Raw genomic sequence first — 25,153 nt, 5'->3', positions numbered from 1 at the left:
CTGTCGGGCATGGCGGCCGATCCTGTCCTCACCTTCACCGAGCGCGGCATCTACTGCCCCGCGGGCGGTTTCCACATCGACCCGTGGCGCCCGGTGGACCGCGCGCTCGTCACCCACGGGCACGCCGATCACGCGCGGCCCGGCCACGGCGCCTATCTCGCCACGCCGGCCGCCGGGCCGGTCCTGCGCCACCGCCTCGGCGACATCCGGCTGGAGGCGGCGGACTACGGCGCCGTGCAGCGCATCGGCGACGCGCGGGTGAGCTTTCACCCGGCGGGCCACGTCCCCGGCTCGGCGCAGATCCGCGTCGAGGTGGGCGGCGAGGTCTGGGTGGTCTCGGGCGATTACAAGACCGTGCCCGACGGCCTCTCCGAGCCCTTCGAGCCGGTGCGCTGCCACGTCTTCGTCAGCGAATGCACCTTCGGCCTGCCGGTCTTCGAATGGGCGCCGCAGGCGGCGGTGGCCGCCGAGATCAACGGCTGGTGGGCGGCGAGCGTGGCGGAGGGGCGCACGCCGATGCTCGCCGCCTACGCGCTCGGCAAGGCGCAGCGGCTGCTCACGATGCTCGATCCTTCCATCGGCCCGGTGCTCACCCACGGCGCGGTGGAGGAGACGACGGCGGTGCTGCGCGCGCAGGGGCTGCCCCTGCCCGAGACGATCCGCGTGACGCCCGAGCTCGACCCGAAGGCGCACCCCGGCGCGCTCGTCCTCGCGCCGCCCTCGGCGCTCGGCTCGAAATGGGCGCGGCGCTTCGGCGCGGTCTCCACCGGCCACGCGAGCGGCTGGATGCGCCTGCGCGGGGTGCGCCGGCGGCGGGCGGCGGACCGGGGCTTCGTGATCTCGGACCACGCCGACTGGCCCGGCCTGCTCTCCGCGATCCGGGCGACCGGGGCGGAAAAGGTTTTCGTCACGCATGGTTACACGGAAATCTTCAGCCGGTCGCTGAACGCCGAGGGCTGGGACGCGGCGATCGTGCCCACCGAGTTCGGCGGCGAGACGGAGGACGAGGGCGATGCGGGCTGAGCGGGTGGCGACATCCCGCCGGGGCGGTCACGCGCGTGGCGCGACATGGACGCCGTCACCGCGGGGAATCGCCGTTTATCAGCTCACTACGCGCCATTTCGGACAGAGCACATGAAGGACTTCGCGGCCCTCGTCGCGCGCATCGACCAGACGACGCGCACCTCGGCCAAGACCGAGGCGCTCGCCGACTACTTCGCGCGCGCCTCGGACGACGACCGGCTCTGGACCGTCGCGCTCTTTTCCGGGCGCCGCCCGCGCCGCGCGATCACGACGACCGAGCTGCGCGAATGGGTGGCCGAGCGCGCGGGGCTGCCGCTCTGGCTCGTGGAGGAGAGCTATCCGGTCGTAGGCGACCTCGCCGAAACGATCGCGCTCATCCTGCCGCCGCCTTCGCGCGGGTCGGACCGCAGCCTCGCCGAGTGGATCGCGCTCCTGCGCGGGTTGCGCGACATGCCCCCCGAGGTGCGCAAGGCCGAGGTGCTCGCCGCCTGGGACGCGCTCGACGCCTCCGAGCGCTTCATCTTCAACAAGCTCCTGACGGGCGGCTGGCGGATCGGCGTCAGCCAGAAGCTGATGACCCGCACGCTCGCCCGCGCGACCGGCCGGACAGAGGCCGAGATGGCGCACCGCCTGATGGGCGCCTGGGAGCCCGCGACGACCACCTGGCACGCGCTGATCGAGGCGGAGGACGCGGCGGCCGACCTCTCGCGCCCCTATCCCTTCTGCCTCGCCCATCAGCTCGACGACGGCCCGGAGAGCCTCGGCCGGCCCGAGGACTGGCGCGCGGAGTGGAAGTGGGACGGCATCCGCGGGCAGCTGATCCTGCGCGAGGGGCAGCATTTCGTCTGGTCGCGCGGCGAGGAGCTGATGACCGACCGCTTCCCCGAACTCGCCCGCGCGCGCGACTTTCTCCCGCCCGGCACGGTGATCGACGGCGAACTCCTCGCCTGGCGGGACGGGCCGCTCCCCTTCAACGCGCTGCAGAAGCGGATCGGGCGCAAGACGGTGCCGGCGAAGCTCCTGAAGGAGGCGCCGGTCGCGCTCGCCGCCTACGACCTGCTGGAGGACGCGGGCGAGGACATCCGCGCCCTGCCCTTCGACGCGCGCCGCGCGCGGCTCGCGCAGCGCCTCGCTGAGCTGCCGCCGGAGGCGCCGCTGGTGCTGCCGCCGCTCGTGGCCTTCGCGGACTGGGCGACGCTCGCCGCGACGCGCGCCACGGCGCGCGACCACGCCGCCGAGGGGCTGATGCTCAAGCGCGCCGACAGCCCCTACCACGTCGGGCGCAAGCGCGGGGACTGGTGGAAATGGAAGCTCGATCCGCTGGTGATCGACGCGGTGATGATCTACGCGCAGGCCGGTCACGGACGGCGGGCCAACCTCTTCACCGACTTCACCTTCGCCGTCTGGGACGGCGGCGCCCTCGTGCCCTTCACCAAGGCCTACTCGGGGCTGACCGACGCCGAGTTCCGCCGCATCACCGCCTGGGTGCGCCGGAACACGCAGCAGCGCTTCGGCCCCGTCCGACAGGTGACGCCACACCAGGTCTTCGAGATCGCCTTCGAGGGGCTGCACGAAAGCCCGCGCCACAAGTCGGGCGTCGCGCTGCGCTTCCCGCGGATGAGCCGCTGGCGCGAGGACAAGCCACCCGAGGAGGCCGGCACGCTCGACGAGCTGAAGGCGATGCTCGCCGCCTACGGCTGAGCGCCTTGCGCCGGCCGCCCCGCGGGCCTTATCTCGACCCCGACTGGACAACAGGAGAGACCCCATGCCGGACACCTTCCGCCCCGCCCTCGACGCCGCGACCGATCAGGGCGCCGCGCCGCTGGGCGATCTGCCCGAATGGGACCTCACCGATCTCTACGCCGCGCCCGACGCGCCGGAGGTCGCGCGCGATCTCGACTGGCTGAAGGCGGAGTGCCGCGCCTTCGCCGCCGACTACGAGGGCAAGCTCGCCGGGCTCGACGCCGCAGGGCTCCTGCGCTGCGTGGAGCGCAACGAGGCGATCGAGCGCGTGGCCGGGCGGCTGATGTCCTTCGCGGGGCTGCGCTATTACCAGGACACGACCGACGCGGACCGGGCGAAGTTCCTCTCGGACGTGCAGGAGAAGATCACCGACGACACGACGCCGCTCGTCTTCTTCACGCTGGAGATCAACCGCCTGCCGGAGGATCACCTCGACGCGCTCTTCGCGGAGAACGCGGCGCTCGCGCGCTACAAGCCGGTCTTCGACCGCATCCGCAAGATGAAGCCCTATCAGCTTTCCGACGAGCTGGAAAAGTTCCTGCACGACACGGGCGTGGTCGGCGACGCCTGGGAGCGGCTCTTCGACGAGACGATCGCGGGGCTCACCTTCGAGGTGGACGGCGAGACGCTCGGGCTGGAGGCGACGCTCAACCTGCTGACCGACCGTGACCGCGCGAAGCGCGAGGCGGGCGCGCGCGCGCTGGCCCGGGTCTTCGGCGCGAACATCCGCCTCTTCGCCCGCGTGCACAACACGCAGGCCAAGGAAAAGGAGGTGATCGACCGCTGGCGCGGCATGCCCACGCCGCAGACTGGCCGGCACCTCGCCAACGACGTGGAGCCCGAGGTCGTCGAGGCGCTGCGCGACGCGGTGGTCGCCGCCTATCCGCGGCTCAGCCACCGCTACTACGAGCTCAAGCGCAAGTGGATGGGGCTCGACAAGCTGCAGGTCTGGGACCGCAACGCGCCGCTGCCGATGCAGGCCGACCGCACCGTGCCCTGGACCGAGGCGCGCGAGACGGTGCTGCGGGCCTACGAGGGCTTCTCGCCCGAGCTCGCCACCCTCGCCGAGCCCTTCTTCGACAATGGCTGGATCGACGCGGGCGTCACGCCCGGCAAGGCGCCCGGCGCCTTCGCCCATCCCACGGTGACGGACGCGCACCCCTACATTCTGCTCAACTACCTCGGCAAGCCGCGCGACGTGATGACGCTCGCCCACGAGCTCGGGCACGGCGTGCACCAGCGCCTCGCCGCCGGGCAGGGCGAGATGCTCTCGCGCACGCCGCTCACGCTGGCCGAGACGGCGAGCGTCTTCGGCGAGATGCTGACCTTCCGCCGGATGCTGGCGAACGCCGCCGACGCCAACGAAAAGCGCGTCCTGCTCGCCGGCAAGGTGGAGGACATGCTCAACACGGTCGTGCGGCAGATCGCCTTCTACGATTTCGAGTGCAAGCTCCACGCCGCGCGGCGCGGCGGCGAGCTCACGCCCGACGACATCAACGCGCTCTGGATGAGCGTGCAGGGCGAGAGCCTCGGGCCGGCCTTCGAGTTCATGGAGGGCTACGAGACCTTCTGGGCCTACATCCCGCACTTCGTGCATTCGCCCTTCTACGTCTATGCCTACGCCTTCGGCGACGGGCTGGTGAACGCGCTCTACGCCGCCTACGAGGAGGCGCCGGAGGGCTTCGAGGCGAAGTATTTCGACATGCTCCGCGCGGGCGGCTCGAAGCACCACAGCGCGCTGCTCGCGCCCTTCGGGCTCGACGCGTCGGACCCGGCCTTCTGGGACAAGGGGCTCTCGATGATCGAGCGCTTCATCGACGAGCTCGAGGCGATGGAGGCGTGAGCCCCCGGCTGGGAGATTTTTCGTACGAAAAATCTCTCTCCACGGGCGGCGCGGGGCCGGAAATTTTTCGTACGAAAAATTTCCGGCCCGATCGTTCCCGGGGCGCGCGGCTCAGGCGCGCAGTTTCGCCGTCATCTGCACGAGGCGCGTCGCTTGGTGGGCGACGGCGGCGCGCTTAGGCGCGTCGACCGTGCCCGCGGTGATCGCCGCGCCGTAGGGGTTGCCGCCGGCGTCGAAGACGCTCTGATCCGTGTAGCCCGGCGCGACCACCACGCAGCCCCAGTGCATCGCGGTCGTGTAGAGCGACAGGAGCGTCGTCTCCTGCCCGCCGTGCGGGCTCTGCGTGCTCGTCGTCGCGGTGAAGGTCTTGTCGGCGAGCTTGCCCTCCATCCAGAGCGGGCCGAGCGTGTCGATGAAGGCGCGCATCTGGCTCGCCACCACGCCGAAGCGGGTGGGCGCGGCGAAGAAGTAGCCGTCGGCCCAGTCCATTTCCTCGGCCGTGGCCTCGGGGATGTCGGCCATCGCCTCGAGCTGCGCCTTCCAGGCGTCCTGCGCCTCGACCACCTCGCGCGGCGCGGTCTCGGGCGCGCGGCGCAGGCGCACCTCCGCGCCGGCGGCGCGGGCGGCCTCGGCGGCGGCTTCGGCCACCTGCTGGTTGGCGCCGTAGGTCGAGTAGAAGATGACGGCGATTTTCGGATCTGCCATGGTCTCGCTCCTTCACTGTTATTGGCTCGACCTAAGCGCCCCGCGCCGGCGTGACCACGCGCGGGGATGCGAGAGGGGCTGTGCGGGCGTGCACGGCGCTTGCGTCGGCGCGCGGCGCGCGCGAGGGTCGCGCACATGAGCCACGCTCCCGACGCCACCGAGATCGAGCGCCTCGCCCGCGCGGCGCTCGCCGCCCTGCCCGAGGCCTTCCGCCCCCTGGCGGAGGAGGTGGCGCTGCGGATCGAGGAGTTTCCGAGCGAGCGCCTGCTCGACGAGCTCGGCATCGACGATCCCTTCGAGCTGACGGGGCTCTACGAGGGCGTGCCGCTCACCGAGAAATCGGTGCTCGACCAGCCGCAGGGCCCGGACACGATCCGGCTCTTCCGGCGCCCGATCCTCGACGAATGGGCGCACCGGGGCGACGTCGCGCTCGGGGATCTCGTCCGGCACATCGTCGTCCACGAGCTCGCGCATCACTTCGGCTGGTCGGACGCCGACATCGCGCGCATCGACCGCTGGTGGGAGTAGCGCGGCGCGTACCGGCCCCGGCGTCGCGGCCCTGATCTGCGGGGGCTGCGGAGAGGGGCGACCGGGACAGCCAAGCAGGCGCGGCGGAGATCGCGGGCGCGGCGCTTGCCCCCTTGTCGCGAGTGCATGGCGCGGAGCTCGTGAGCGTCGGGCCGCGACGGCCTGTTCCAGCGCCGCCACGCTGCCACCGCCGCGCGACGTGTCGTGCCGGGGCGCGGCCGACCGGGCCCGCGCGCCTCACATGGCGAAGGACGTGCCGCAGCCGCAGGAACTGGTGGCGTTCGGGTTCTCGATGGTAAAGCGCGCGCCGATCAGCTCCTCGGTGAAGTCGATCACCGCGTTCTCGAGGAAGGGCAGCGAGATCTCGTCCACGATCACCTTCTGGCCCTGCCCCTCGATCACGAGGTCGTCGTCGGCGGGCGCGTCGAGGCGGATGTCGTACTGAAAGCCCGAACAGCCGCCGCCCTCCACCGCGACGCGCAGCGCCTGGCCCTGGTCGGCGGCGCCGATCTCCGCGAGGCGCGCGAAGGCGCGCTCGGTCACCTTCGGAGGAAGCTGCATCGTCTCGGTCCTCGTCCGTCTGCCTGAAACCTCCGCAAAAGATAGGCCCCGCGCCGGTTTCCCGCAAGCCGCCCCCCTGCCCCCGCGCGCCGAAGCCTGTATAGCGGGGCGCGAGACAGGCCGGCGAGGAGGGCCCCGATGCGCGCAGCCTACGCGTCCGATCCCGCGACGAGCCGCGGGCGGCTCACGCCCGAGGAGGAGAGCGCCCTGCGCTCCGCCTTTCAGCGCGACCGCGACCGGATCATCCACGCCTCGGCCTTCCGGCGGCTCAAGCACAAGACGCAGGTCTTCGTCGAGCACGAGGGCGATTACTACCGCACGCGGCTCACCCATTCGCTGGAGGTCGCGCAGGTGGCGCGCACGATCGCGCGGGCGCTCGGCCTCGACTTCGACCTCGCCGAAGCGGTGGCGCTCGCCCACGATCTCGGCCACACGCCCTTCGGCCACGCCGGCGAGGACGCGCTCGACGCGCTGATGGCGCCCTACGGCGGCTTCGACCACAACGCGCAGGCGATCCGCATCGTCACCCGGCTGGAGCGCCACTACGCCGGCTTCGACGGGCTCAACCTGACCTGGGAGACGCTGGAGGGCATCGCCAAGCACAACGGCCCCGTCGCCGGCCCTAAGCTGCCGCCGCTGCCCTACGCGCTCGCCGATTACGACGCGCGCCACGACCTCGAACTCGCCACCCATGCGGGGCTCGAGGCGCAGGTCGCCGCGCTCTCCGACGACATCGCCTACAACCACCACGACCTGCACGACGGGCTGCGCGCGGATCTCTTCACCCTCGACGAGATTGCCGAGCTGCCGCTGGTGGCCGACTGCGTGGCCGAGGTGGACCGGCTCTGGCCCGGGCTCGACGCGCACCGCCGCCGGCACGAGGCGCTGCGGCGCTTCTTCGGCCGTCTCGTCGAGGACGTGGTGGCCGAGACGCGCGCGCGCCTCGCGCAGCTCGCGCCCGCGCAGGCCGCCGACATCCGCCACGCCGGACGCATGATGGTGCGCTTCTCCGATCCCGTGTGGCGCGACATCCGCACGATCCGGCATTTCCTCTTTCACCGCATGTACCGCGCGCCCCGGGTGATGGAGATGCGCGCCGCGGTCATGGACGTCGTGCGCGATCTCTTCCCGCTCTACATGGCCGATCCCGCCCTCCTGCCCGAGCGCTGGCAGGCCGACGTCGCCGCCGCCGGCGGCGAGACCGGGCTCGCCCGGATCGTCGCGGATTACATCGCCGGCATGACCGACCGCTTCGCGCTGCAGCAGCACGAGCGCCTCGTGGGCGGCGCGCGCCCGGCGCTCGCGGTGCCGCGCTGACGCGGGCGGCCGGGCGCCGAAGCGCGCCGACGGATGCTGGCGCGCGCGGGGCGGGGCCGCTATGAGGCGGGCATGACGCTGCCCGCGCTCCAGTTCTCCGAGGATCAGGCCGCCGCCTGGGACCGGCTCTCCGGCTTCCTGGGCGAGGCCGGCGTGGACCTCGCGGGCGGCGCGCTCGGCCCGCCCGGCAAGGCCGCGGGCCGCGTGCTCGCCGTGACGGGCAAGGCCGGCTCGGGCAAGACGCTCCTCCTGGCCGAGCTCTTCCGCGCGCTCGACGCCGCCGGGGTCGAGACGATCTCGGGCGACTGGGAGGGGCGCAAGCGCCGGGACCGGCGCACCCTCGCCGTGCTCGCGCCCACCAACAAGGCCGCGAGCGTGCTGCGCCACCGCGGCGTGCCGGCCACGACGATCCACCGCATCCTCTACACGCCGGTCTACGACCCGCAGTACGAGAAGATCGCCGACTGGCTCGCCGGCAGCGGCGAGCGCCCCGCGATCGAGGGGCTGAGCGAGGAGGCGCTCGACCGCGCCGCGGCCTTCTACGCGCGCCAGGCCTCGATCCCCGGCGCGCTGATGGCGGCGGGGCTCAAGGGCTCGGATTTCATCACCGGCTGGAAACGCCGCGACGAGGAACTCGACGTCGGGCTCGTGGACGAGGCCTCGATGCTCGACGCGCGCCAGCTCGAGGACCTGCAGGAGATCTTCCCCTCCCTCGTCCTCTTCGGCGATCCCGCGCAGCTCGCGCCCGTCAACGCGCCGGGCGGCATGGTCTTCGACCAGCTGCCCGAGGAGCGCCGCCTCGCCCTCGGGCGCGTGCACCGGCAGGCGGCCGACAACCCGATCCTCGACCTCGCCCACGCGCTCGCCGACCCCGACGTCGACTTCGCGGCCTTCGAGGGCCTCGTGCGCGACGCCGCGGCGCGCGACGACCGCGTCGTCTGGTCCGAGCGGGTCGAGGTGGACCTCATGGCCCGCAGCCCGGTGCTCGTCTGGCGCAACGCGACGCGGGTGCGCCTGATCGACGCCTTCCGCCGCGTGCACGAGGCGCCCGAGGACGGGCTCCTGCCCGGCGAGCCGCTCATCTGCGACGGCATCGAACTGCCGCTCAAGCACCGCAAGCGCCGCCTCGACCTCGAGGCGCGCGGGCTCATCAAGGGCGCGCAGACGATCTGGCTCGGCCCCGGCAAGAAACCCGGCTTCTCGCGGCTCCATGTCGTCGGCGCCGAGGACCCGCGCGTCTCGGCCGCCTCGATCGTCAGGATCGAGAAACCGGGCGAGGAGGAGCCCTTCATCCCCTTCGCCGCCGGCATGGGCGCCGTCTTCCTGCACGGCGCGGCGGTGACGATCCACAAGGCGCAGGGCAGCCAGTGGGACACGGTGCAGGTCTTCGCCCCCGACCTCTGGGCCGCCGCGCGCGCCGGGCGCACCGAGGCCGGCCAGCCCCTCTGGAAGCGCCTCGCCTACGTCGCCATCACGCGCGCCGAGGGGCGGCTGATCTGGGTCGTGCGGAACCGCCTCGCCCGGCCCTCCGCACCGCTCGCGACCGACGACCTCGACGCGCGGCCGGCGCCGCTCGGGCTCGAGGGAGAGGGGTAGGAGGGGGGCTGTCTGCCCCCCTCTTGGCCTTCGGCCAATTCACCCCCCGAGAGTATTTGCACCAAGATGATGGACCGGCGCCCTCCCATCATCTTGGCGGAAATACTCCGGGGAGCGCGAGGGGCAGCGCCCCTCGCCGCCGGACGCCCGCGGCATGCGCGGCGTCCCGGCTTGCCGCCATCGTCCCGCAGTCCGCGACTTCGCCTTTGCAACCGTGCGGACCTCCCGGCACAGTCGGGGGCAGTCGCGAAGGGCCCCGTTGAGATCCGGGGCGAGGGAGGAGGACCCCCATGCAGGGCATGATGATGCACCGGCCGCTGGCCATCATCGACATTCTGAAGTTCGCCGCCGAGAGCTACCCCACCGGCGAGATCGTCTCGCGCCGGGTGGAGGGGGACGTGCACCGCTACACCTATCCGGAGGCCTACGCGCGCGCGGGCCAGCTCGCCCATGCGCTCGCCGCGCTCGGCGTGGCCGAGGGCGACCGTGTGGCGACCCTCGCGTGGAACGGCTATCGCCATTTCGAACTCTACTACGCCGTCTCCGGCATGGGCGCGGTCTGTCACACCATCAACCCGCGCCTTCCGGCCGAGCAGCTCGCCTACATCATGCATCACGCGGAGGACCGGCTGCTCTTCGTCGACGCGACCTTCGTGCCGCTCGTGGAGGCGATGGCGGCCGAGCTGCCCGCGGGTCTGCGCGTCGTCGTGATGACCGACCGCGCGCACATGCCCGAAAGCGCGCTCGACCTCTTGTGCTACGAGGAGCTTCTGGAGGGGCGCCCGGAGACCTACGACTGGCCCGAGCTCGACGAGAATACCGCGGCCGGGCTCTGCTACACCTCCGGGACCACCGGCAACCCGAAGGGCGCGCTCTACTCGCACCGTTCGACGGTGCTGCACGCCTTCTCGGTGGCGGTGGCGCTCGGCGAGGCGCTGCGGGAAGGGCGGCGCGTGCTGCCGGTGGTGCCGCTCTTTCACGTCAACGCCTGGGGGCTGCCCTATGCCGCGCCGCTCACCGGCGCGAGCCTCGTCTTTCCGGGCCCCGCGCTCGACGGGGGGTCGCTCTTCGAGCTGATGGAGGCGGAGGGCGTGTATTCCGCCTGGGGCGTGCCGACGGTCTGGCAGGGGCTTCAGGGGGAGATCCGGGCGCGCGGGCGAAACCCGGCGGGCTTCGGGCATGTGGTCGTCGGCGGCTCGGCGGCGCCGCGGGCGATGATCGAGAGCTTCGAGACGAGCGGCGTCACCGTGTGCCACGCCTGGGGCATGACAGAGATGAGCCCGGTGGGCACGCAGGGGCATCTGCCGGCGGGGCATGAGGACGCGCCCTTCGAGCGGCGCATGGACGTCAAGCAGAAGCAGGGCCGGCGCCTCTTCGGCGTGGAGCTCAAGATCGTGGACGAGAACGGCCGGCCGCAGCCCCACGACGGCACCGCCCGGGGCGAGCTCCACGTGCGCGGCAACTCCATCATCTCGGGCTATTACGCCGACCCGGCGGCGACCGAGGCCGCGATGGACGCGGAGGGCTGGTTCGGCACCGGCGACATCGCCACGATCGACGACAAGGGGTTTCTGACGATTCAGGACCGGGCGAAGGACCTCATAAAGTCGGGCGGCGAATGGATCAGCTCGATCGACCTCGAGAACGTGGTGACGAGCCATCCGGACGTGGCCGCCTGCGCGGTGATCGCCGTGCCGCACCCGAAGTGGGACGAGCGCCCGCTGCTGATCGTCGTGCCGGAGGAGGGCAAGCGCCCGCCGAAGGAGGCGCTCGACGCGCTGCTTCTCGAGCATTTCGCGCGCTGGCAGCTGCCGGACGCGGTGGAATACCTCGACGCGCTGCCGCTCACCGCGACGGGCAAGGTCTCGAAGCTGACGCTGCGCGACCGGTTCCGCGACTACGCGCTGCCCGACGCGGGCTGACGGCGCGGCGCATGGGCCGCGCGCGACGCACCCTGTCGCGCGCGGGGCGCATGCGCTACGAGGGGAGGCTGGCGCCGACTGCGCGCGCGAAAGGGAGGCCCGCACCGATGCACTGCGAGACGAGGCGTGACCATGGATGAGACGCTCCGCGAGGGCCCCTACCCGTTCCAGGCGCATCTCGGCTTCGAGATCGCCGACTGGCGCGAGGGCTACGCGCGCGTCGCGCAGCCCGTGGCGGCGCATCTCGCCAACCGGCACGGCGCGCTGCACGGGGGCGTGCACGCGACGCTCCTCGACACGGCGATGGGCTACGCCGGCTGCTGGACGGGCGATCCGGAGCGCCGGCAACTGGCGCTGACGCTCTCGCTCACGGTGAACTACCAAGGCCGCTCGTCGGGCCGGCGCCTCGTCGCGGAGGCGCGCAAGACGGGCGGCGGGCGGCGCATCTTCTACGCCGCGGGCGAGGTGCACGACCAGGACGGCGTGCTTCTGGCCTCGGCCACGGGCGTCTTCCGGTATCTCGATGGCTGAGCGGCTGCTGCGCGGGCGGCTCCTGAGCTTCCGCCGGCGCCCCGAGGGGCCGGAGGACGCGGGCGCGCTCGATTACGAGGCCGACGGCGGGCTCCTGCTCCGGGGCGGGCGCATCGCCGCCGCGGGCGATTTCGCCGCGGTGCGGAGTGCGGCGCCCGAGGCGGAGGTCATCGACCACCGCCCGCACCTGATCCTGCCGGGCTTCGTCGATCCGCACATCCATTTCCCGCAGCTTCAGGTGGTCGCCTCCTGGGGCGCGGAGCTGCTCGACTGGCTGGAGCGCTACACCTTCCCGGCCGAGGCCGCCTTCGCCGACCCGGCGCACGCCCGCGCGATGGCCGGGCCCTTCCTCGACCGGCTGGTGGAGCACGGGACGACCACCGCCGCGGTCTATTGCTCCGCACACGCGGCCTCGGCCGAGGCGCTCTTCCAAGAGGCCGCGCGGCGGGACATGCGCCTCGTCGCAGGCAAGGTGATGATGGACCGCAACTGCCCCGAGGGCGTGCGCGACACGGCGCAGGCGGCCTACGACGACAGCGCGGCGCTCATCGCGCGCTGGCACGGGCGCGGGCGGCTCGGCTACGCGATCTCGCCGCGCTTCTCGGTGACCTCCTCGGCCGAACAACTGGCCGCGGCGGGCGCGCTCGCGGCCGAGCACCCCGGCTGCCACCGGCAGACGCATATCGCGGAAAACCACGCCGAGATCGCGGCGGTCGCGCGCCTCTTCCCCGAGGCGCGCGATTATCTCGACACCTACGACCGGGCGGGGCTTCTGGGTCCGCAGATGCTCTTCGGGCACTGCCTGCACCTCTCCGCGCGCGAGGTGGCACGCATCGCCGAGAGCGAAAGCCGCGCGGTCTTCTGCCCGACGTCGAACCTCTTTCTGGGCTCGGGTCTCTTCGACCGGCAGGGGCTCCAGGGCGCAGGCGTGACCACGGCGATCGCCACGGACATCGGCGGCGGCACGAGCTGGTCGATGCTCGACACGCTCGCCGAGGGCTACAAGGCGCTCGCGCTGCGCGGCGAGCGGCTGCATCCCTTCGAGGCGTTCCACTGGGCGACGCGCGGCAACGCGGAGGCCATGGGCCTCGCCGACCGGATCGGGCGGCTCGCGCCGGACTACGAGGCCGACCTCGTGGTGCTCGACGCACGCGCCACGCCGGCGATGCGGCTCAGGATGGACCGCGCCGAGACGCTCGCCGAGGAGCTCTTCGTGCTGCAGGTGATGGGCGGGCGCGACGCGGTCGCCGCGACCTACGTCGCCGGCCGCCCGCAGGACACCGCCCGGGGCTGAGCGCCAAGACGTTTCGCAAACGTCTTGGCCGCGGCGAGGGCGCGGCCCTCCCCGTCGAAGGCGCGCAGGCTGCCGGGCTCGGGCGCGACGGTCAGGCGCTCGCCCTCGCGCACCTCCGCCGCGCCGTGCAGCCGCAGGACGACCGGGTGGTCGTGGCCCTCGGCGATCAGGTGCACGAGCATGTCGGCGCCGAGCGCCTCGATCAGGCCCGCCTGCCCCGTGAGGCCGCCCGTGCGCGCGGGCGCCAGCGCCTCGGGCCGCACGCCGAGCCATTCGGTGCCCGCGGGCAGGCGCGCGCCCGCGGCGAGCGCACGGCCCGCCGGGCTCTCGGCGGGCAGGATGTTCATCGGCGGCGTGCCGATGAACTCGGCGACGAAGCGGCTCGCGGGCCGGGCGTAGAGGTCCATCGGCGTGCCGATCTGCTCGATCCGGCCGCCGTTCATCAGCACGATCCGGTCGGCGAGCGACATCGCCTCCACCTGGTCGTGGGTGACGTAGATGAAGGTCGCGCCGAGGCGGCGGTGCAGCGACTTGATCTCGGTGCGCAGCTCCGAGCGGAGCTTGGCGTCAAGGTTCGAGAGCGGCTCGTCGAAGAGGAAGGCCTTCGGGTCGCGCACGATGGCGCGGCCCATGGCGACGCGCTGGCGCTGCCCGCCCGACAGCTGGCGCGGCTTGCGGTCGAGGTAGGCCTCGAGCTGCAGCGTCCGCGCGGCCTCCGCGATGCGGCGCGCGATCTCGTCCTTCGGCGTGCCCTGGTTCTTCAGCCCGTAGGCCATGTTGGCGCGCACGCTCATGTGCGGGTAGAGCGCGTAGTTCTGAAACACCATGGCGATGTCGCGCTCGCCCGGCTCGAGCCGGTTGACCACCGCGCCGCCGATCCGCACCTCGCCGTCGCTCACGGTCTCGAGCCCGGCGATCATGCGCAGGATCGTGGACTTGCCGCAGCCCGAGGGGCCGACGAGCACGATGAACTCGCCGTCGGCGATGGAGAGGTCCACGCCTTCGACGGCGCGCACGCCGCCCTGATAGCTCTTGCCCAGGCCCTCGAGGTCAACTGTCGCCATGGTCTCACTTCTCGCTTTCGACGAGGCCCTTCACGAAGAGCCGCTGCATGGCCAGCACCACCACCACCGGCGGGATCAGCGCGAGCATCGCGGTCCCCATGATGTAGTGCCAGACCGGCAGCGACTCGCCCGAGTTGGCCATGCGCTGAATTCCCATGACGACGGTGTAGAGGTTTTCCTCCGTCGTCACGATGAGCGGCCAGAGATACTGGTTCCAGCCGTAGATGAAGAGGATGATGAAGAGCGCCGCGATGTTCGTCCGCGAGAGCGGCAGCAGGATGTCGCGGAAGAACTTCAGCGGCCCCGCCCCGTCGATGCGCGCGGCCTCCACCAGCTCGTCCGGGATCGTCAGGAAGAACTGCCGGAAGAGGAAGGTCGCCGTCGCCGAGGCGATGAGCGGGATGATCAGCCCGTGATAGGTGTTGAGCATGTCGAGCCGGGTGATCACGTCGAAGGTGGGCAGGATGCGCACCTCCACCGGCAGCATGAGCGTGATGAAGATCATCCAGAAGAAGCCCATGCGGAACGGGAAGCGGAAATAAACGATCGCATAGGCCGCGATGAGCGAGATGGCGATCTTTCCGATGGTGATGCCGAGCGCCATGATCAGGCTGTTGAGCATCATCAGCCCCACGGGCACGCCGCCCGCCTCCGGCAGGCCGGTGGTCAGCAGGTCGCGGTAGTTCTGCCAGCCCTGATCGCCGAACCAGAGCGGGATCGGCGCCTTCGAGAGCGCCTCCGGCCCGTGGGTCGAGGCGACGAGCGCCATCCAGACCGGAAAGCAGAGGAAGACCACGCCCGCGATCAGCACCGCATGCGTGACGAAGGTGGCTAGGGGGCGGTTCTCGACCATCAGTAATTCACCCGGCGTTCGACGTAGCGGAACTGGATCACCGTGAGCCCGATCACGAGCGCCATCAGGATCACCGACTGCGCGGCGGAGCTGCCGTAGTCCTGCCCCACGAAGCCCGTCTGATAGACGCGGAAGACGAGGATGGAGGTCGAATCCGACGGCCCCCCGCTCGTCGTGGCGTGGATCAGCGCGAAGGTCTCGAAGAAGGCGTAGACGAAGTTGATCACCAGCAGGAAGAAGGTCGTCGGCGACAGGAGCGGAAAGGTGATCGTCCAGAAGCGCCGCCACGGCCCGGCGCGGTCGATCGCCGCCGCCTCCATCATGGATTTCGGGATCGACTGCAGGCCCGCGAGGAAGAAGAGGAAATTGTAGCTGATCTGCTTCCAGGCCGCGGCGACGATCACCATCAGAAGCGCCTGATCGCCGTTCTGGTAGTGGTTCCAGTCGTAGCCCAGGAGATCGAGCCAGTAGGCCACGATCCCGAGCGAGGGGTTCATCAGGAAGAACCAGATCACCCCGGCGAGCGCCGGCGCCACCGCGTAGGGCCAGATGATGAGCGTGCGGTAGAGCGTCGTCGCCTGCAGCACCCGGTTCGCGGCCACCGCGAGGGCGAGCGCGATCGACATGGCGAGCGCGGTGACGCCCACGCCGAAGATCAGCGTCGTGCGGAAGCTCTTGAGATAGCCCGCGTCGGCGAAGAGGCGCGCGTAATTCTCGAAGGCCACGAACTCGCGCGCGAAGCCGAAGGCGTCCTCGATGAAGAAGGAGCTCTCGATTGCGCGCAGCGCCGGCCAGAAGAAGAAGATCAGCGTGACCGCGATCTGCGGCGCGAGCAGCGCATAGGGCAGCCACCTGGACCGGAAGACGACGCGCTTCATGAGGGCTCCGCGAAAGGATGGCCCGGCCCCGCGCGGGGGCCGGGCCGGGACGTGTCACGAGATCAGCTGTTGGACGCTTCGAAGCGGCGCAGAAGGTCGTTGCCGCGCTCGACCGCGGCGTCGAGCGCCTCCTCGGCCGACTTGTCGCCGGACCAGACCGCCTCGAGCTCCTCGTTGATGATGTCGCGGATCTGCACGAAGTTGCCGAAACGCAGGCCCTTGGAGTTGGGCGTCGGCTCGTTCAGCGACAGCTGCTTGATCGCGGTGTCGGTGCCCGGCGCCTCCTCGTAGAAGCCCTGCTCCTGGCTGAGTTCGTAGGCGGCGGTGGTGATCGGGACGTAGCCCGTTTCCTGATGCCACATCGCCTGCTGCTCGGGCTCGGAGAGGAAGGAGAAGAACTCCGCCGTGCAGGTGTACTCGGGGCTCTCGTGGCCCTGCAGCACCCAGAGCGTCGCGCCGCCGATGATCGAGTTCTGCGGTTCCTCGGCGAGGTCGGTGTCGAGCGGCAGCATGGCCTGACCGAACTCGAAGTCCTCGATGTCGGAGGCGAAGCCGCCGTAGTAGGCCGAGGAGTTGATCCACATCGCGGTATCGCCGTTCACGAACATGGACCGCGAGTCGCCCCGGCGCCCGCCGTACGAGAAGAGGCCCTCCTCGCCCATCTCGGCGATGCGCGCGATGTGGGTCTCGACGGCGTCGTTGTTGAAGGTGAACTCGGCCTCGAGCCCGGCGAAGCCGTTCTCCTCGGTGCCGAGCGGCAGGTCGTGCCAGGCCGAGAAGGTCTCGATCTGCGTCCAGCTCTGCCAGCCGAAGCCGAAGGGCGCTTCGACGCCGTTCGCCTTGAGCGCGCGCGCGGCCTCGACCACTTCGTCCCAGGTGGTCGGCACCTCGACGCCGGCCTCCTCGAAGGCGGTGGCGTTGTACCACATCACCGGGGTCGAGCTGTTGAAGGGCAGCGAGAGCAGGTTGCCGTCGGTGTCGGTGTAATACGAGATCACCGCCGGCAGGTAATCGCTCTCGTCGAAGGCGACGCCCGCGTCCTCCATCAGCTGGTGGACCGGGTAGACGGCGCCGTTGTCCTCCGCGGCCATCATGGTGGCGGTGCCCACCTCGAAGACCTGCACGATGTGCGGCTGCTCGCCGGCGCGGAAGGCGGCGATCGCCTGCGTCATCGTCTCGGTGTAGTTGCCCTTGTAGATCGAGTTGATCTGGCAGGCATCCTGCCGGGCGTTGAACTCCTCGGCGAAGCCGTCGGTGATCTCGCCCAGCTGGCCGCCCATCGCGTGCCAGAAGTTCACCTGCGTGCGCTCCTGCGCGACGACCGGTGTGACGGCCGTGCTGCTCATCAGAGCGGCCGCGAGAATCGTCTTGGTCTGCATGCGTCTCTCCCTCGGCCCGCGGCGCCGCGGGCATCTGCGGTTCAGCGTCGCGCCGTCGGGCGCGGTCCGTAACGCGGCGCCTAGCCCTCCTCCATGACAGTCGGATGAACGTTATATGACGGGCGAACGAAAGCGCGCGAGCATGACTTTACGATAATCGCGCAAACCCGCGCCGTCAGTCGCGCAGCTCGTCCGGCGCCACGCCCCAGAGACCGGCCTTGCGCGCCCAGCCCCGGTAGCCGCCCGCCGTCAGCCGGCACCAGTCGGGGCGGCAGGCGCCGAGGCGCGCGATCACGCCCGCCTCGAGCTCCGCGATCGCCGGTGCGCCCTCCTCGGGCCGGGCGCGGAGCGCGACGCGCTCTTCCTCGACCACGACGGTGCGCACGCCGGACAGGAGCGAGTAATGCACCCAGCCGCCCGCGCCGTCGCGGTCCTGCACGCGCCGCCAGTGCCCGTGCTCGGCCGTGATCCGCAGCGGCAGGTTGCGGCGCACGAAGACCCAGTCGATGCGATGCGTCAGCGACGGCCCGCGCCGCACGTTGGCCTCCGACGCCTTGAGCGAGACGTAGCGCGGCAGGGGCAGATTGGTGACCGGGCCCCGCTCCTCGGCCGCGGCCGCGGCGGCGGTCGCGAGGGCCAGCGCCAGCCCGGCCCGGCACAGGATGCGGCGGAAGAAGGTCACTGTCTCGACAGCCTCGGATGCGCTTTCGTCGGGCGGGGTTCTTGTGCCCCGGCCTCTCGCGCGGCACTGTGCCACCACCGCCCCGGAGAGGGAAGCAGGAGGAGGACCCACATGGCACCCGAGCGCCCGACTGTGGTCGTGACGCGACGCCTGCCCGCGCAGGTGGAAGCCCGCATGGGCGAGCTCTTCGACGTGCGCCTGCGCCAGGACGACACGCCGATGAGCCGCGAGGCGCTCGCCGCCGCGATGCGCGAGGCCGACGTCCTCGTGCCCACCATCACCGACCGCATCGACGCGGGCCTCATCGGGCAGGCGGGCGAGCGGCTGCGGCTGATCGCCAACTACGGCGCCGGGGTCGATCACATCGACGTCGAGACGGCGCGCTCGCGCGGCGTCCTCGTCTCGAACACGCCCGGCGTCGTGACCGAGGACACCGCCGACATGACCATGGCGCTGATCCTCGCCGTCACGCGCCGCATCCCCGAGGGCCTCGCCACCATGCAGGCGGGCGAATGGGACGGCTGGGCGCCCACCGCATTTCTCGGCGGGCGGCTCGCCGGGCGCCGCCTCGGCATCCTCGGGATGGGCCGCATCGGTCAGGCGGTGGCGCGCCGCGCCGCGGCCTTCGACTGCGAGGTGCACTACCACAACCGCCGCCGCCTGCGCCCCGAAACCGAGGCCGACCTCGGCGCGCGCTACTGGGAGAGCCTCGACCAGATGCTCGCGCGGGTGGACATCCTCTCGATCAACTGCCCGCACACGCCCTCGACCTTCCATCTCGTCAACGCGCGCCGGCTGAAGCTGATGAAGCCCGAAGCGGTGATCGTGAACACCTCGCGCGGGGAGGTGATCGACGAGAACGCGCTGACCCGGATGCTGCGCGCGGGCGAACTCGCCGGCGCGGGGCTCGACGTCTACGAGCGCGGCACCGACGTGAACCCGCGCCTGCGCGAGTTNGAAGAACGTGGTCCTTCTGCCGCATATGGGCTCGGCCACCCGCGAGGGACGCATCGAGATGGGCGAGAAGGTGATCCTCAACGTCAAGACCTTCGCAGACGGCCACCGCCCGCCCGATCAGGTGGTGCCGGCGATGCTCTGACCCGGCGACCCGACCCGTCACCTGTCGTCCGGGCCGTAGGGTGCGTGCTCTGCACGCACCCGCCACAGAGGCGCACCGGGCGGGAGAGCCCCGGACGCTCGCGCCCCGACTGGCGGGGCAGCAGGCGACAGCGGAGAGAGGGGTTGCNGGCGCGGGGCTCGACGTCTACGAGCGCGGCACCGACGTGAACCCGCGCCTGCGCGAGTTGCGCAACGTCGTCCTCCTGCCGCACATGGGCTCGGCCACCCGCGAGGGCCGCCTCGAGATGGGCGAGAAGGTGATCCTGAACGTCAAGACCTTCGCCGACGGCCACCGCCCGCCGGATCAGGTCGTCCCCGCGATGCTCTGACACCCGCGCCCCGGCGGGCGCCGAGGAGGCGGCGGTGGACCGAAGCTTCGACATCTTTCTCGCCGCGCCGCCCGGCCTCGAGCCGGTCCTCGCGGAGGAGGCGCGCGCCGCCGGCCTGCCGCTGCCCGAGGTGCAGCCGGGCGGCGTCGCCCTGCGCGGTGGCTGGGCGGAGGTGCAGCGCGCCAACCTGGAGCTGCGCGGCGCGAGCCGGGTGCTGGCGCGGATCGGGGGCTTTCCGGTCTTTCACCTCGCGCAGCTCGACAAGCGCGCGCGGAAGATCGACTGGCGCGCCGTCTTCCGCACCGATGTTCCGGTGAAGGTGGAGACCGTCTGCCGCCGCTCGAAGGTCTACCACGACCGCGCGGCCGCCGCACGCATCGCCGGCGCGCTGGAAGCGGCGGGCGTGCCCCTCGGCGACGGCGGCGTCCGCCTCTCCGCCCGGATCGAGGCCAATTTCTGCACGCTGAGCGTGGACACCTCCGGCGCGCCGCTCCACCGGCGCGGCCACAAGCAGGCCGTCGGCAAGGCGCCCCTGCGCGAGACGATGGCGGCGCTCTTCCTGCGCGCCTGCGGCTTCGCCGGCGCCGAGCCCGTCGTCGACCCGATGTGCGGCTCCGGCACCTTCGTGATCGAGGCGGCGGAGATGGCGACGGGCCGCGCGCCGGGCCGCGGGCGCGCCTTCGCCTTCGAACGGCTCGCCGGCTTCGACGCCGAGGGCTGGGCCGCGCTGAAGGCGGCGCAGCGCCCGGGCGAGACGGAGCTGCGGTTTCACGGCTCCGACCGCGACGCGGGGGCGGTGCGCATGGCCACGGAGAACGCCGCGCGCGCCGGGGTCGAGGGCGTCGCCCGCTTCGCGCGGCAGGCGGTGAGCGATCTCGCCCTCCCCGCGGGGCCGCCCGGGCTCGTCATGGTGAACCCGCCCTACGGCGGGCGCGTGGGCGAGGCGAAGGCGCTCTTCGCCCTCTACGGCGCGCTCGGCACGGTCCTGCGGGAGCGCTTCGCCGGCTGGCGCGTCGGGCTCGTCACCTCCGACGCGGCGCTCGCGCGGGCCACGGGCCTGTCGCTGGACCCCGGCCCGCCGGTGCCGCACGGCGGGCTGAAGGTCCACCTCTACCAGAGCGGGCCGCTCTGAGCGGGGCAAGGGCCTTGCAAGGCCCTTGCCCGGGCCGCCGCGGCGCGGCGGCCCGGGGCCAAGCGGCTTCGAAGCCGCTTGGCCCCCCGATCAGCTGACGTCCTTGTAGCTGACCTCCTTGCGGTCCTCGCCGAGCCGGCCGCGGCGCACGATCAGGCGGTTGAGCGCGTTGACATAGGCCTTGGCGGAGGCGAGCACCGTGTCGGTATCGGCCGACTGCCCGGTGGCGATGTTGCCCTCCTCCTCCAGCCGCACGCTGACGGTGGCCTGCGCGTCGGTGCCTTCCGTCACCGCGTGCACCTGGTAGAGCTCGAGGCGCGCGTCGTTGGGCCAGATCTCGCGCACCGCCTTGAAGGTGGCGTCCACCGGGCCGTCGCCCGTCGCGGTCGCCTGCCGCGTCTCGCCGCCCACGGTCATCGCGAGCTCGGCCTCGGCGGGCGCGCCGGTGCCGCAGACCACGCGCAGGGACTGCACGACGAGGTGGTCGTTCGCCGCGTCCTCGCCCGCGCGCATCAGCGCGATGATGTCCTCGTCGTAGACTTCCTTCTTGCGGTCGGCGAGTTCCTTGAAGCGCACGAAGACGTCGCCGAGCTGGTTCTCGGCGAGCTTGTAGCCGAGCTCCTCGAGCTTGGCGCGCAGCGCGGCGCGGCCCGAGTGCTTGCCGAGCACGAGGCTCGTCGCGGCGAGGCCCACGTCCTCGGGGCGCATGATCTCGAAGGTCTCGGCGTTCTTGAGCATCCCGTCCTGGTGGATGCCCGATTCGTGCGCGAAGGCGTTCTTGCCGACGATCGCCTTGTTGTACTGCACCGGGAAGCCCGAGACCGTGGCGACCTTGCGCGAGATGTTCATGATCTTCGTGCTGTCGACGCGCGTCGTCCACGGCATGATGTCGCCGCGCACCTTCAGCGCCATCACCACCTCCTCGAGCGCGGTGTTGCCCGCCCGCTCGCCGAGGCCGTTGATCGTGCACTCGATCTGGCGCGCGCCGCCGGCCACGGCGGCGAGCGCGTTCGCCGTCGCCATGCCGAGGTCGTTGTGGCAGTGCGTGGCGAAGACGATCTCGTCCGCGCCGGGCACCTCGGCGATCAGCCGGCGGATCAGGTCGGCCGATTCGACCGGCGCCGTGTAGCCCACGGTGTCGGGGATGTTGATCGTCGTGGCGCCGGCCTTGATCGCGATCTCGACCACGCGCTTGAGGTAATCCCACTCGGTCCGCGTCGCGTCCATCGGCGACCACTGCACGTTGTCGCAGAGGTTGCGCGCGTGGCTCACCGTCTCGTGGATGCGCTCGGCCATCTCGTCCTGCGTGAGGTTCGGGATGGCGCGGTGCAGCGGCGAGGTGCCGATGAAGGTATGTATGCGGGGGCGCGCGGCGTGGCGCACCGCCTCCCAGCAGCGGTCGATGTCGCCGGGATTGGCGCGGGCGAGGCCGCAGATCACCGAGTCCTGCGAGCGCTCGGCGATCTCCTTCACGGCGCGGAAATCGCCCTCGGAGGCGACGGGGAAGCCCGCCTCGATGATGTCGACGCCCATCTCGTCGAGAAGCCCGGCGATCTCCAGCTTCTCGGCGTGGGACATGGTGGCGCCGGGCGACTGTTCGCCGTCGCGCAGGGTCGTGTCGAAGATCAGGACGCGGTCCTGTTCGGTCGTGTCGGTCATGGCTCTGGGTCTCTCTCGTGGTCCTTAGCTCGTCCGGCGCGGCGGGGTCACCTCTGAGCGCTCGCGCCGACCGGCACGCTCAGAGGCGGCTAAGGAGCAGCAGAAGGCCGAGCGCCGGCGCGAGGGGCGCGCGTGCGGTGGTCCCGGTGTGGCCTTCGATATGCATGCCGTCCTTGTACCCGGTCCGGGCGCCGGGGAAAACCCCCGGCGTGGCGCCGGGGGCGCGTTGACCGGCCGGAGCGGCGGCTTAATTCGCCCGGAATGATCGATGCACTGGTGATCGGGGCCTCGGGCGGCATCGGCCGCGCCGTCGCCCGGGAAATGAAAGCGCGCGGCGGCAACGTCACGACGCTGTCGCGCGCCGAGGACGGGCTCGACGTGACCGACCCTGACGCGGTGCGCCGCGTCATGGGCGCGCTCGAGGGGCCGTTCCAGACGATCTTCGTCTCGGTCGGTATCCTCGCGCCCGAGGGCGGCGCGCCGGAGAAGCAGCTCTCCGCCATCGACCCGGAGGAGATGCGCCGCGTCTTCGCCGTCAACACCATCGGCGTCGCGCATGTGCTGTCCTGGCTGCCGGGCCTCCTGCCCCGGCGCGGGCGCTCGGTCACCGGGGTGCTGACGGCGCGCGTGGGCTCCATCGGCGACAACCGAATGGGCGGCTGGTATTCCTACCGCGCCTCCAAGGCCGCGCTGAACCAGATCGTGCACGGCGCGGCGGTGGAGCTCGGCCGCTCGCGCCGCGACGCGATCGTGGCCGCGCTGCACCCCGGCACGGTGGACACGCCCTTTACCGAGGGCTTCGATCCGCCGCACGGCAAGGACGCGCCGGAGGAAAGCGCGCGCAACCTCTGCGACGTGATGGAGCGGCTCACGCCCGAGCAATCGGGCGGCTTCTACGACTACGCTGGGCGGGAGATCCCGTGGTGAGCCGGCTGATCCTCGTGCTCGGGGACCAGCTTTCCGACGACATGGCGGCGCTGCAGGCGGGCGACCCGGCGCGCGACGTGGTGGTCATGGCCGAGGTGCGGGACGAGGCGGCCTACGTCCGCCACCACCCGAAGAAGATCGCCTTCGTCTTCGCCGCCATGCGCAAGTTCGCCGAGCGCCTGCGCGCGGCCGGGTGGGAGGTGCGCTACACCGCCCTCGACGATCCCGCGAACGCCGGCAGCATCTGCGGCGAACTGCTCCGCCGGGCCGAGGAGACCGGCGCGGCGGAGGTGATCGCCACCGAGCCCGGCGAGTGGCGCCTGATCGAGGCGCTGCGCAACTGCCCGCTCAAGCTGCGCATGCTGGAGGACGACCGCTTTCTCGCCAGCCACGCGCGCTTCGACCGCTGGGCCGAGGGGCGCAAGGCGCTCCGGATGGAGTATTTCTACCGCGAGATGCGCCGCGAGACGGGCCTCCTGATAGAGGGGCGCGAGCCCGCCGGCGGCAAGTGGAACTTCGACCACGAGAACCGCAAGCCCGCGCCCGACGAGGTGACGACCGACGGCCCGCTGCGCTTCGCGCCGGACGCGACCGTCGAGGCGGTGCTCGATCTGGTCGAGCGGGAGTTTCCGTCGAACTTCGGGCGCGCGCGCCCCTTCTGGTTCGCCACCGACCGGGATCAGGCGCGCGCGGCGCTCGATCACTTCGTGGTCGACGCCCTGCCCCGCTTCGGCGACTATCAGGACGCGATGCTCGACGGGGACCGCTTCCTCTATCACGCGGTGATCTCGCTCTACCTGAACGCCGGGCTCCTCGCCCCGCGCGAGGTCTGCGAGGCGGCGGAGGCCGCCTGGCGCGCGGGTCACGCGCCGATCAACGCGGTGGAGGGCTTCATCCGCCAGATCCTCGGCTGGCGGGAATACGTGCGCGGCATCTACTTCCGCGAGGGGCCGGATTACGTGCGCCGAAACGCACTCGGACAGGACCGCGCCCTGCCCGCCTTCTACTGGGGCGCCGAGACGCGGATGCGCTGCGTGGCGAAGGCGGTGGAGCAGACGCGAGACGAGGCCTACGCCCACCACATCCAGCGGCTGATGGTGACGGGGAACTTCGCGCTGCTGGCCGGCGTCGATCCGCACGAGGTGCACGAATGGTACCTCGCCGTTTACGCCGACGCCTATGAATGGGTCGAGGCGCCCAACGTCATCGGCATGAGCCAGTTCGCCGACGGCGGCATCATCGCCTCGAAACCCTACGTGAGCTCGGGCGCCTACATCAGCCGCATGTCGGACCACTGCGGCGCCTGCGCCTATTCGGTGACGAAGAAGACGGGGCCGGGGGCCTGCCCCTTCAACCTGCTCTTCTGGCACTTCCTCGACCGCCACCGCGACCGCTTCGCGGGCAACCCGCGCATGGCCCAGATGTATCGCACATGGGACCGGATGGACGCGGACCGGCGCGCGACGGTGCTCCGCGAGGCGCAGGATTTCCTCGACCGCATGGAGGCGGGCGAGACGGTTTAGCCGGCGGGCGGCGCGCGCCGCCCGCCGCGCGGGCCTCAGGGCTTGATGTAGGTGTAGCCCTCGGCCTGCAGATGCGCGAGATGCGCGACGCCGGAGGGCACGATGTCCTCCTCCCAGACGTCGTAGAGATCGGCATCGGGGTCGATCTCGCGCCCGCGGAGCGTGTTGGCGCAGACGTGGAAGCTCACGCCCTGCGACTTGAGCGAGGCGACGGTGGTCTGCAGCCGGTCGTCGGCGTTCGCCGCCTTCAGGAGCCCCACGCCGTCGCCGTGCAGCATGACGCGCGTGACGAGGTTCTCGGCGCCCACGGCGTTGATGTGGTTCTGGATGTTGCGCATCGCGCCGCGATAGGCGCGGTGCTCCTCGCCGCCGGTGTAGTTCACGTGATAGACCACCTTCTGCGGGGCGTAGCCCTCGGCGGCCGCGCCGCCGGCCATGAGCGTCGCCGCGGCGAGCGCGAGCGCGGCGCCGCGCAGGCGCCCGAGCAGGGTCGTGATACGGGTCATCGATCGTCCTCCCTTGGTGATGTGGCCGGAGCGGGCTCC

General features: G+C 71.6%; 21 protein-coding genes and 2 pseudogenes. 14 read left to right on the top strand and 9 right to left on the bottom strand.

The genetic code is table 11. From position 1 onward, the window contains the following. The first annotated feature begins 9 nt into the window (after nt 1–9). The 3 genes from DRV84_RS09460 to DRV84_RS09450 all read left to right on the top strand — a co-directional run bounded on the left by DRV84_RS09460 (nt 10) and on the right by DRV84_RS09450 (nt 4,609). A complete protein-coding gene (locus DRV84_RS09460; protein WP_115979690.1) occupies nt 10–1,023 on the top strand; it encodes a ligase-associated DNA damage response exonuclease in 1,014 nt (337 codons plus the stop codon). 111 nt (nt 1,024–1,134) lie between these two features. Next, nucleotides 1,135–2,724, top strand: coding sequence for an ATP-dependent DNA ligase (locus DRV84_RS09455; RefSeq protein ID WP_115979687.1), 1,590 nt, complete (start codon nt 1,135–1,137; stop codon nt 2,722–2,724). Between the two features lie 64 nt (nt 2,725–2,788). Continuing rightward, a complete protein-coding gene (locus tag DRV84_RS09450; RefSeq protein ID WP_115979684.1) occupies nt 2,789–4,609 on the top strand; it encodes a M3 family oligoendopeptidase in 1,821 nt (606 codons plus the stop codon). A 111-nt stretch (nt 4,610–4,720) separates the two neighbouring features. On the opposite strand, the gene wrbA is transcribed toward DRV84_RS09450, so the two are convergent. After that, a complete protein-coding gene (gene wrbA, locus DRV84_RS09445; RefSeq protein WP_115979682.1) occupies nt 4,721–5,314 on the bottom strand; it encodes an NAD(P)H:quinone oxidoreductase in 594 nt (197 codons plus the stop codon). A 135-nt stretch (nt 5,315–5,449) separates the two neighbouring features. Between wrbA and DRV84_RS09440 the strand changes: the two genes are divergently transcribed. Then, nucleotides 5,450–5,842, top strand: coding sequence for a metallopeptidase family protein (locus DRV84_RS09440; RefSeq protein WP_115979679.1), 393 nt, complete (start codon nt 5,450–5,452; stop codon nt 5,840–5,842). Between the two features lie 237 nt (nt 5,843–6,079). On the opposite strand, the gene DRV84_RS09435 is transcribed toward DRV84_RS09440, so the two are convergent. Further along, on the bottom strand, nt 6,080–6,403 hold the full coding sequence (locus DRV84_RS09435; protein ID WP_115979676.1) for a HesB/IscA family protein: 324 nt from the start codon (nt 6,401–6,403) through the stop codon (nt 6,080–6,082). 138 nt (nt 6,404–6,541) lie between these two features. On the opposite strand from DRV84_RS09435, the gene DRV84_RS09430 reads away from it, so the two are divergent. The 5 genes from DRV84_RS09430 to guaD all read left to right on the top strand — a co-directional run bounded on the left by DRV84_RS09430 (nt 6,542) and on the right by guaD (nt 13,063). Continuing rightward, nucleotides 6,542–7,720, top strand: coding sequence for a deoxyguanosinetriphosphate triphosphohydrolase (locus DRV84_RS09430; RefSeq protein WP_115979673.1), 1,179 nt, complete (start codon nt 6,542–6,544; stop codon nt 7,718–7,720). A gap of 72 nt (nt 7,721–7,792) precedes the next feature. Further along, nucleotides 7,793–9,316, top strand: a complete 1,524-nt coding sequence (locus tag DRV84_RS09425; protein ID WP_115979801.1) for an ATP-dependent DNA helicase — start codon at nt 7,793–7,795, stop codon at nt 9,314–9,316. Nucleotides 9,317–9,606: 290 nt separating this feature from the next. Next, the gene (locus DRV84_RS09420) at nt 9,607–11,238 is read left to right on the top strand and encodes a long-chain-fatty-acid--CoA ligase (RefSeq protein ID WP_115979670.1); all 1,632 of its coding nucleotides are present in this window, start codon (nt 9,607–9,609) and stop codon (nt 11,236–11,238) included. Nucleotides 11,239–11,370: 132 nt separating this feature from the next. Then, complete coding sequence (locus tag DRV84_RS09415) at nt 11,371–11,769, top strand: PaaI family thioesterase (RefSeq protein ID WP_115979667.1); 399 nt, start codon at nt 11,371–11,373, stop codon at nt 11,767–11,769. Next, nucleotides 11,762–13,063, top strand: coding sequence for a guanine deaminase (guaD, locus tag DRV84_RS09410; protein WP_115979663.1), 1,302 nt, complete (start codon nt 11,762–11,764; stop codon nt 13,061–13,063). The genes DRV84_RS09415 and guaD overlap by 8 nt, the downstream gene beginning before the upstream one ends. Here guaD and DRV84_RS09405 read toward each other — a convergent pair. The 5 genes from DRV84_RS09405 to DRV84_RS09385 form a co-directional block, all read right to left on the bottom strand. Continuing rightward, on the bottom strand, nt 13,024–14,127 hold the full coding sequence (locus DRV84_RS09405) for an ABC transporter ATP-binding protein (RefSeq protein WP_115979661.1): 1,104 nt from the start codon (nt 14,125–14,127) through the stop codon (nt 13,024–13,026). The genes guaD and DRV84_RS09405 overlap by 40 nt on opposite strands. 4 nt (nt 14,128–14,131) lie before the next feature. Continuing rightward, nucleotides 14,132–14,980 (bottom strand): sn-glycerol-3-phosphate ABC transporter permease UgpE, encoded by an 849-nt coding sequence (gene ugpE / locus DRV84_RS09400; protein WP_115979658.1) that lies wholly within the window; start codon nt 14,978–14,980, stop codon nt 14,132–14,134. Continuing rightward, the gene (gene ugpA, locus DRV84_RS09395) at nt 14,980–15,858 is read right to left on the bottom strand and encodes a sn-glycerol-3-phosphate ABC transporter permease UgpA (RefSeq protein ID WP_115979655.1); all 879 of its coding nucleotides are present in this window, start codon (nt 15,856–15,858) and stop codon (nt 14,980–14,982) included. The genes ugpE and ugpA overlap by 1 nt, the downstream gene beginning before the upstream one ends. A 62-nt stretch (nt 15,859–15,920) precedes the next feature. Beyond that, the gene (gene ugpB / locus DRV84_RS09390; protein ID WP_115979652.1) at nt 15,921–17,237 is read right to left on the bottom strand and encodes a sn-glycerol-3-phosphate ABC transporter substrate-binding protein UgpB; all 1,317 of its coding nucleotides are present in this window, start codon (nt 17,235–17,237) and stop codon (nt 15,921–15,923) included. A 175-nt stretch (nt 17,238–17,412) separates the two neighbouring features. After that, a complete protein-coding gene (locus DRV84_RS09385) occupies nt 17,413–17,919 on the bottom strand; it encodes an SH3 domain-containing protein (RefSeq protein WP_115979649.1) in 507 nt (168 codons plus the stop codon). 111 nt (nt 17,920–18,030) lie between these two features. On the opposite strand from DRV84_RS09385, the pseudogene DRV84_RS09380 reads away from it, so the two are divergent. The 3 genes and pseudogenes from DRV84_RS09380 (at nt 18,031) to DRV84_RS09370 (ending at nt 20,499) form a co-directional block, all read left to right on the top strand. Then, nucleotides 18,031–19,018 (top strand): annotated as a pseudogene (locus DRV84_RS09380) (2-hydroxyacid dehydrogenase). 142 nt (nt 19,019–19,160) lie between these two features. Beyond that, nucleotides 19,161–19,367, top strand: a pseudogene (locus DRV84_RS09375) (D-glycerate dehydrogenase); the annotation flags it as partial. Nucleotides 19,368–19,401: 34 nt separating this feature from the next. After that, the gene (locus tag DRV84_RS09370) at nt 19,402–20,499 is read left to right on the top strand and encodes a THUMP domain-containing class I SAM-dependent RNA methyltransferase (protein ID WP_115979647.1); all 1,098 of its coding nucleotides are present in this window, start codon (nt 19,402–19,404) and stop codon (nt 20,497–20,499) included. Between the two features lie 90 nt (nt 20,500–20,589). Here DRV84_RS09370 and DRV84_RS09365 read toward each other — a convergent pair whose 3' ends face one another. Then, nucleotides 20,590–22,158: a 2-isopropylmalate synthase gene (locus tag DRV84_RS09365; RefSeq protein ID WP_115979645.1), complete on the bottom strand. Its 1,569-nt coding sequence runs from the start codon at nt 22,156–22,158 to the stop codon at nt 20,590–20,592. Between the two features lie 261 nt (nt 22,159–22,419). On the opposite strand from DRV84_RS09365, the gene DRV84_RS09360 reads away from it, so the two are divergent. Further along, nucleotides 22,420–23,085 carry an SDR family NAD(P)-dependent oxidoreductase gene (locus DRV84_RS09360; protein ID WP_115979642.1) on the top strand — a complete coding sequence of 222 codons (666 nt, stop codon included), beginning with the start codon at nt 22,420–22,422 and terminating at the stop codon, nt 23,083–23,085. Continuing rightward, entirely contained in the window at nt 23,082–24,608 is a 1,527-nt protein-coding gene (locus DRV84_RS09355; RefSeq protein WP_192881412.1) for a cryptochrome/photolyase family protein, read from the top strand. Before DRV84_RS09360 ends, DRV84_RS09355 begins: the two co-directional genes overlap by 4 nt. Nucleotides 24,609–24,643: 35 nt before the next feature. On the opposite strand, the gene DRV84_RS09350 is transcribed toward DRV84_RS09355, so the two are convergent. Continuing rightward, nucleotides 24,644–25,114, bottom strand: coding sequence for a DsrE family protein (locus DRV84_RS09350; protein ID WP_115979637.1), 471 nt, complete (start codon nt 25,112–25,114; stop codon nt 24,644–24,646). Between the last annotated feature and the right edge of the window lie 39 nt (nt 25,115–25,153).

Origin of the sequence: Rhodosalinus sediminis, from assembly GCF_003385555.1 — a bacterium.
GTDB classification, from domain to species: domain Bacteria; phylum Pseudomonadota; class Alphaproteobacteria; order Rhodobacterales; family Rhodobacteraceae; genus Rhodosalinus; species Rhodosalinus sediminis.
Note: the sequence above shows the minus strand (reverse complement) of the source record. Positions and strands in the feature narration are given on the sequence as shown.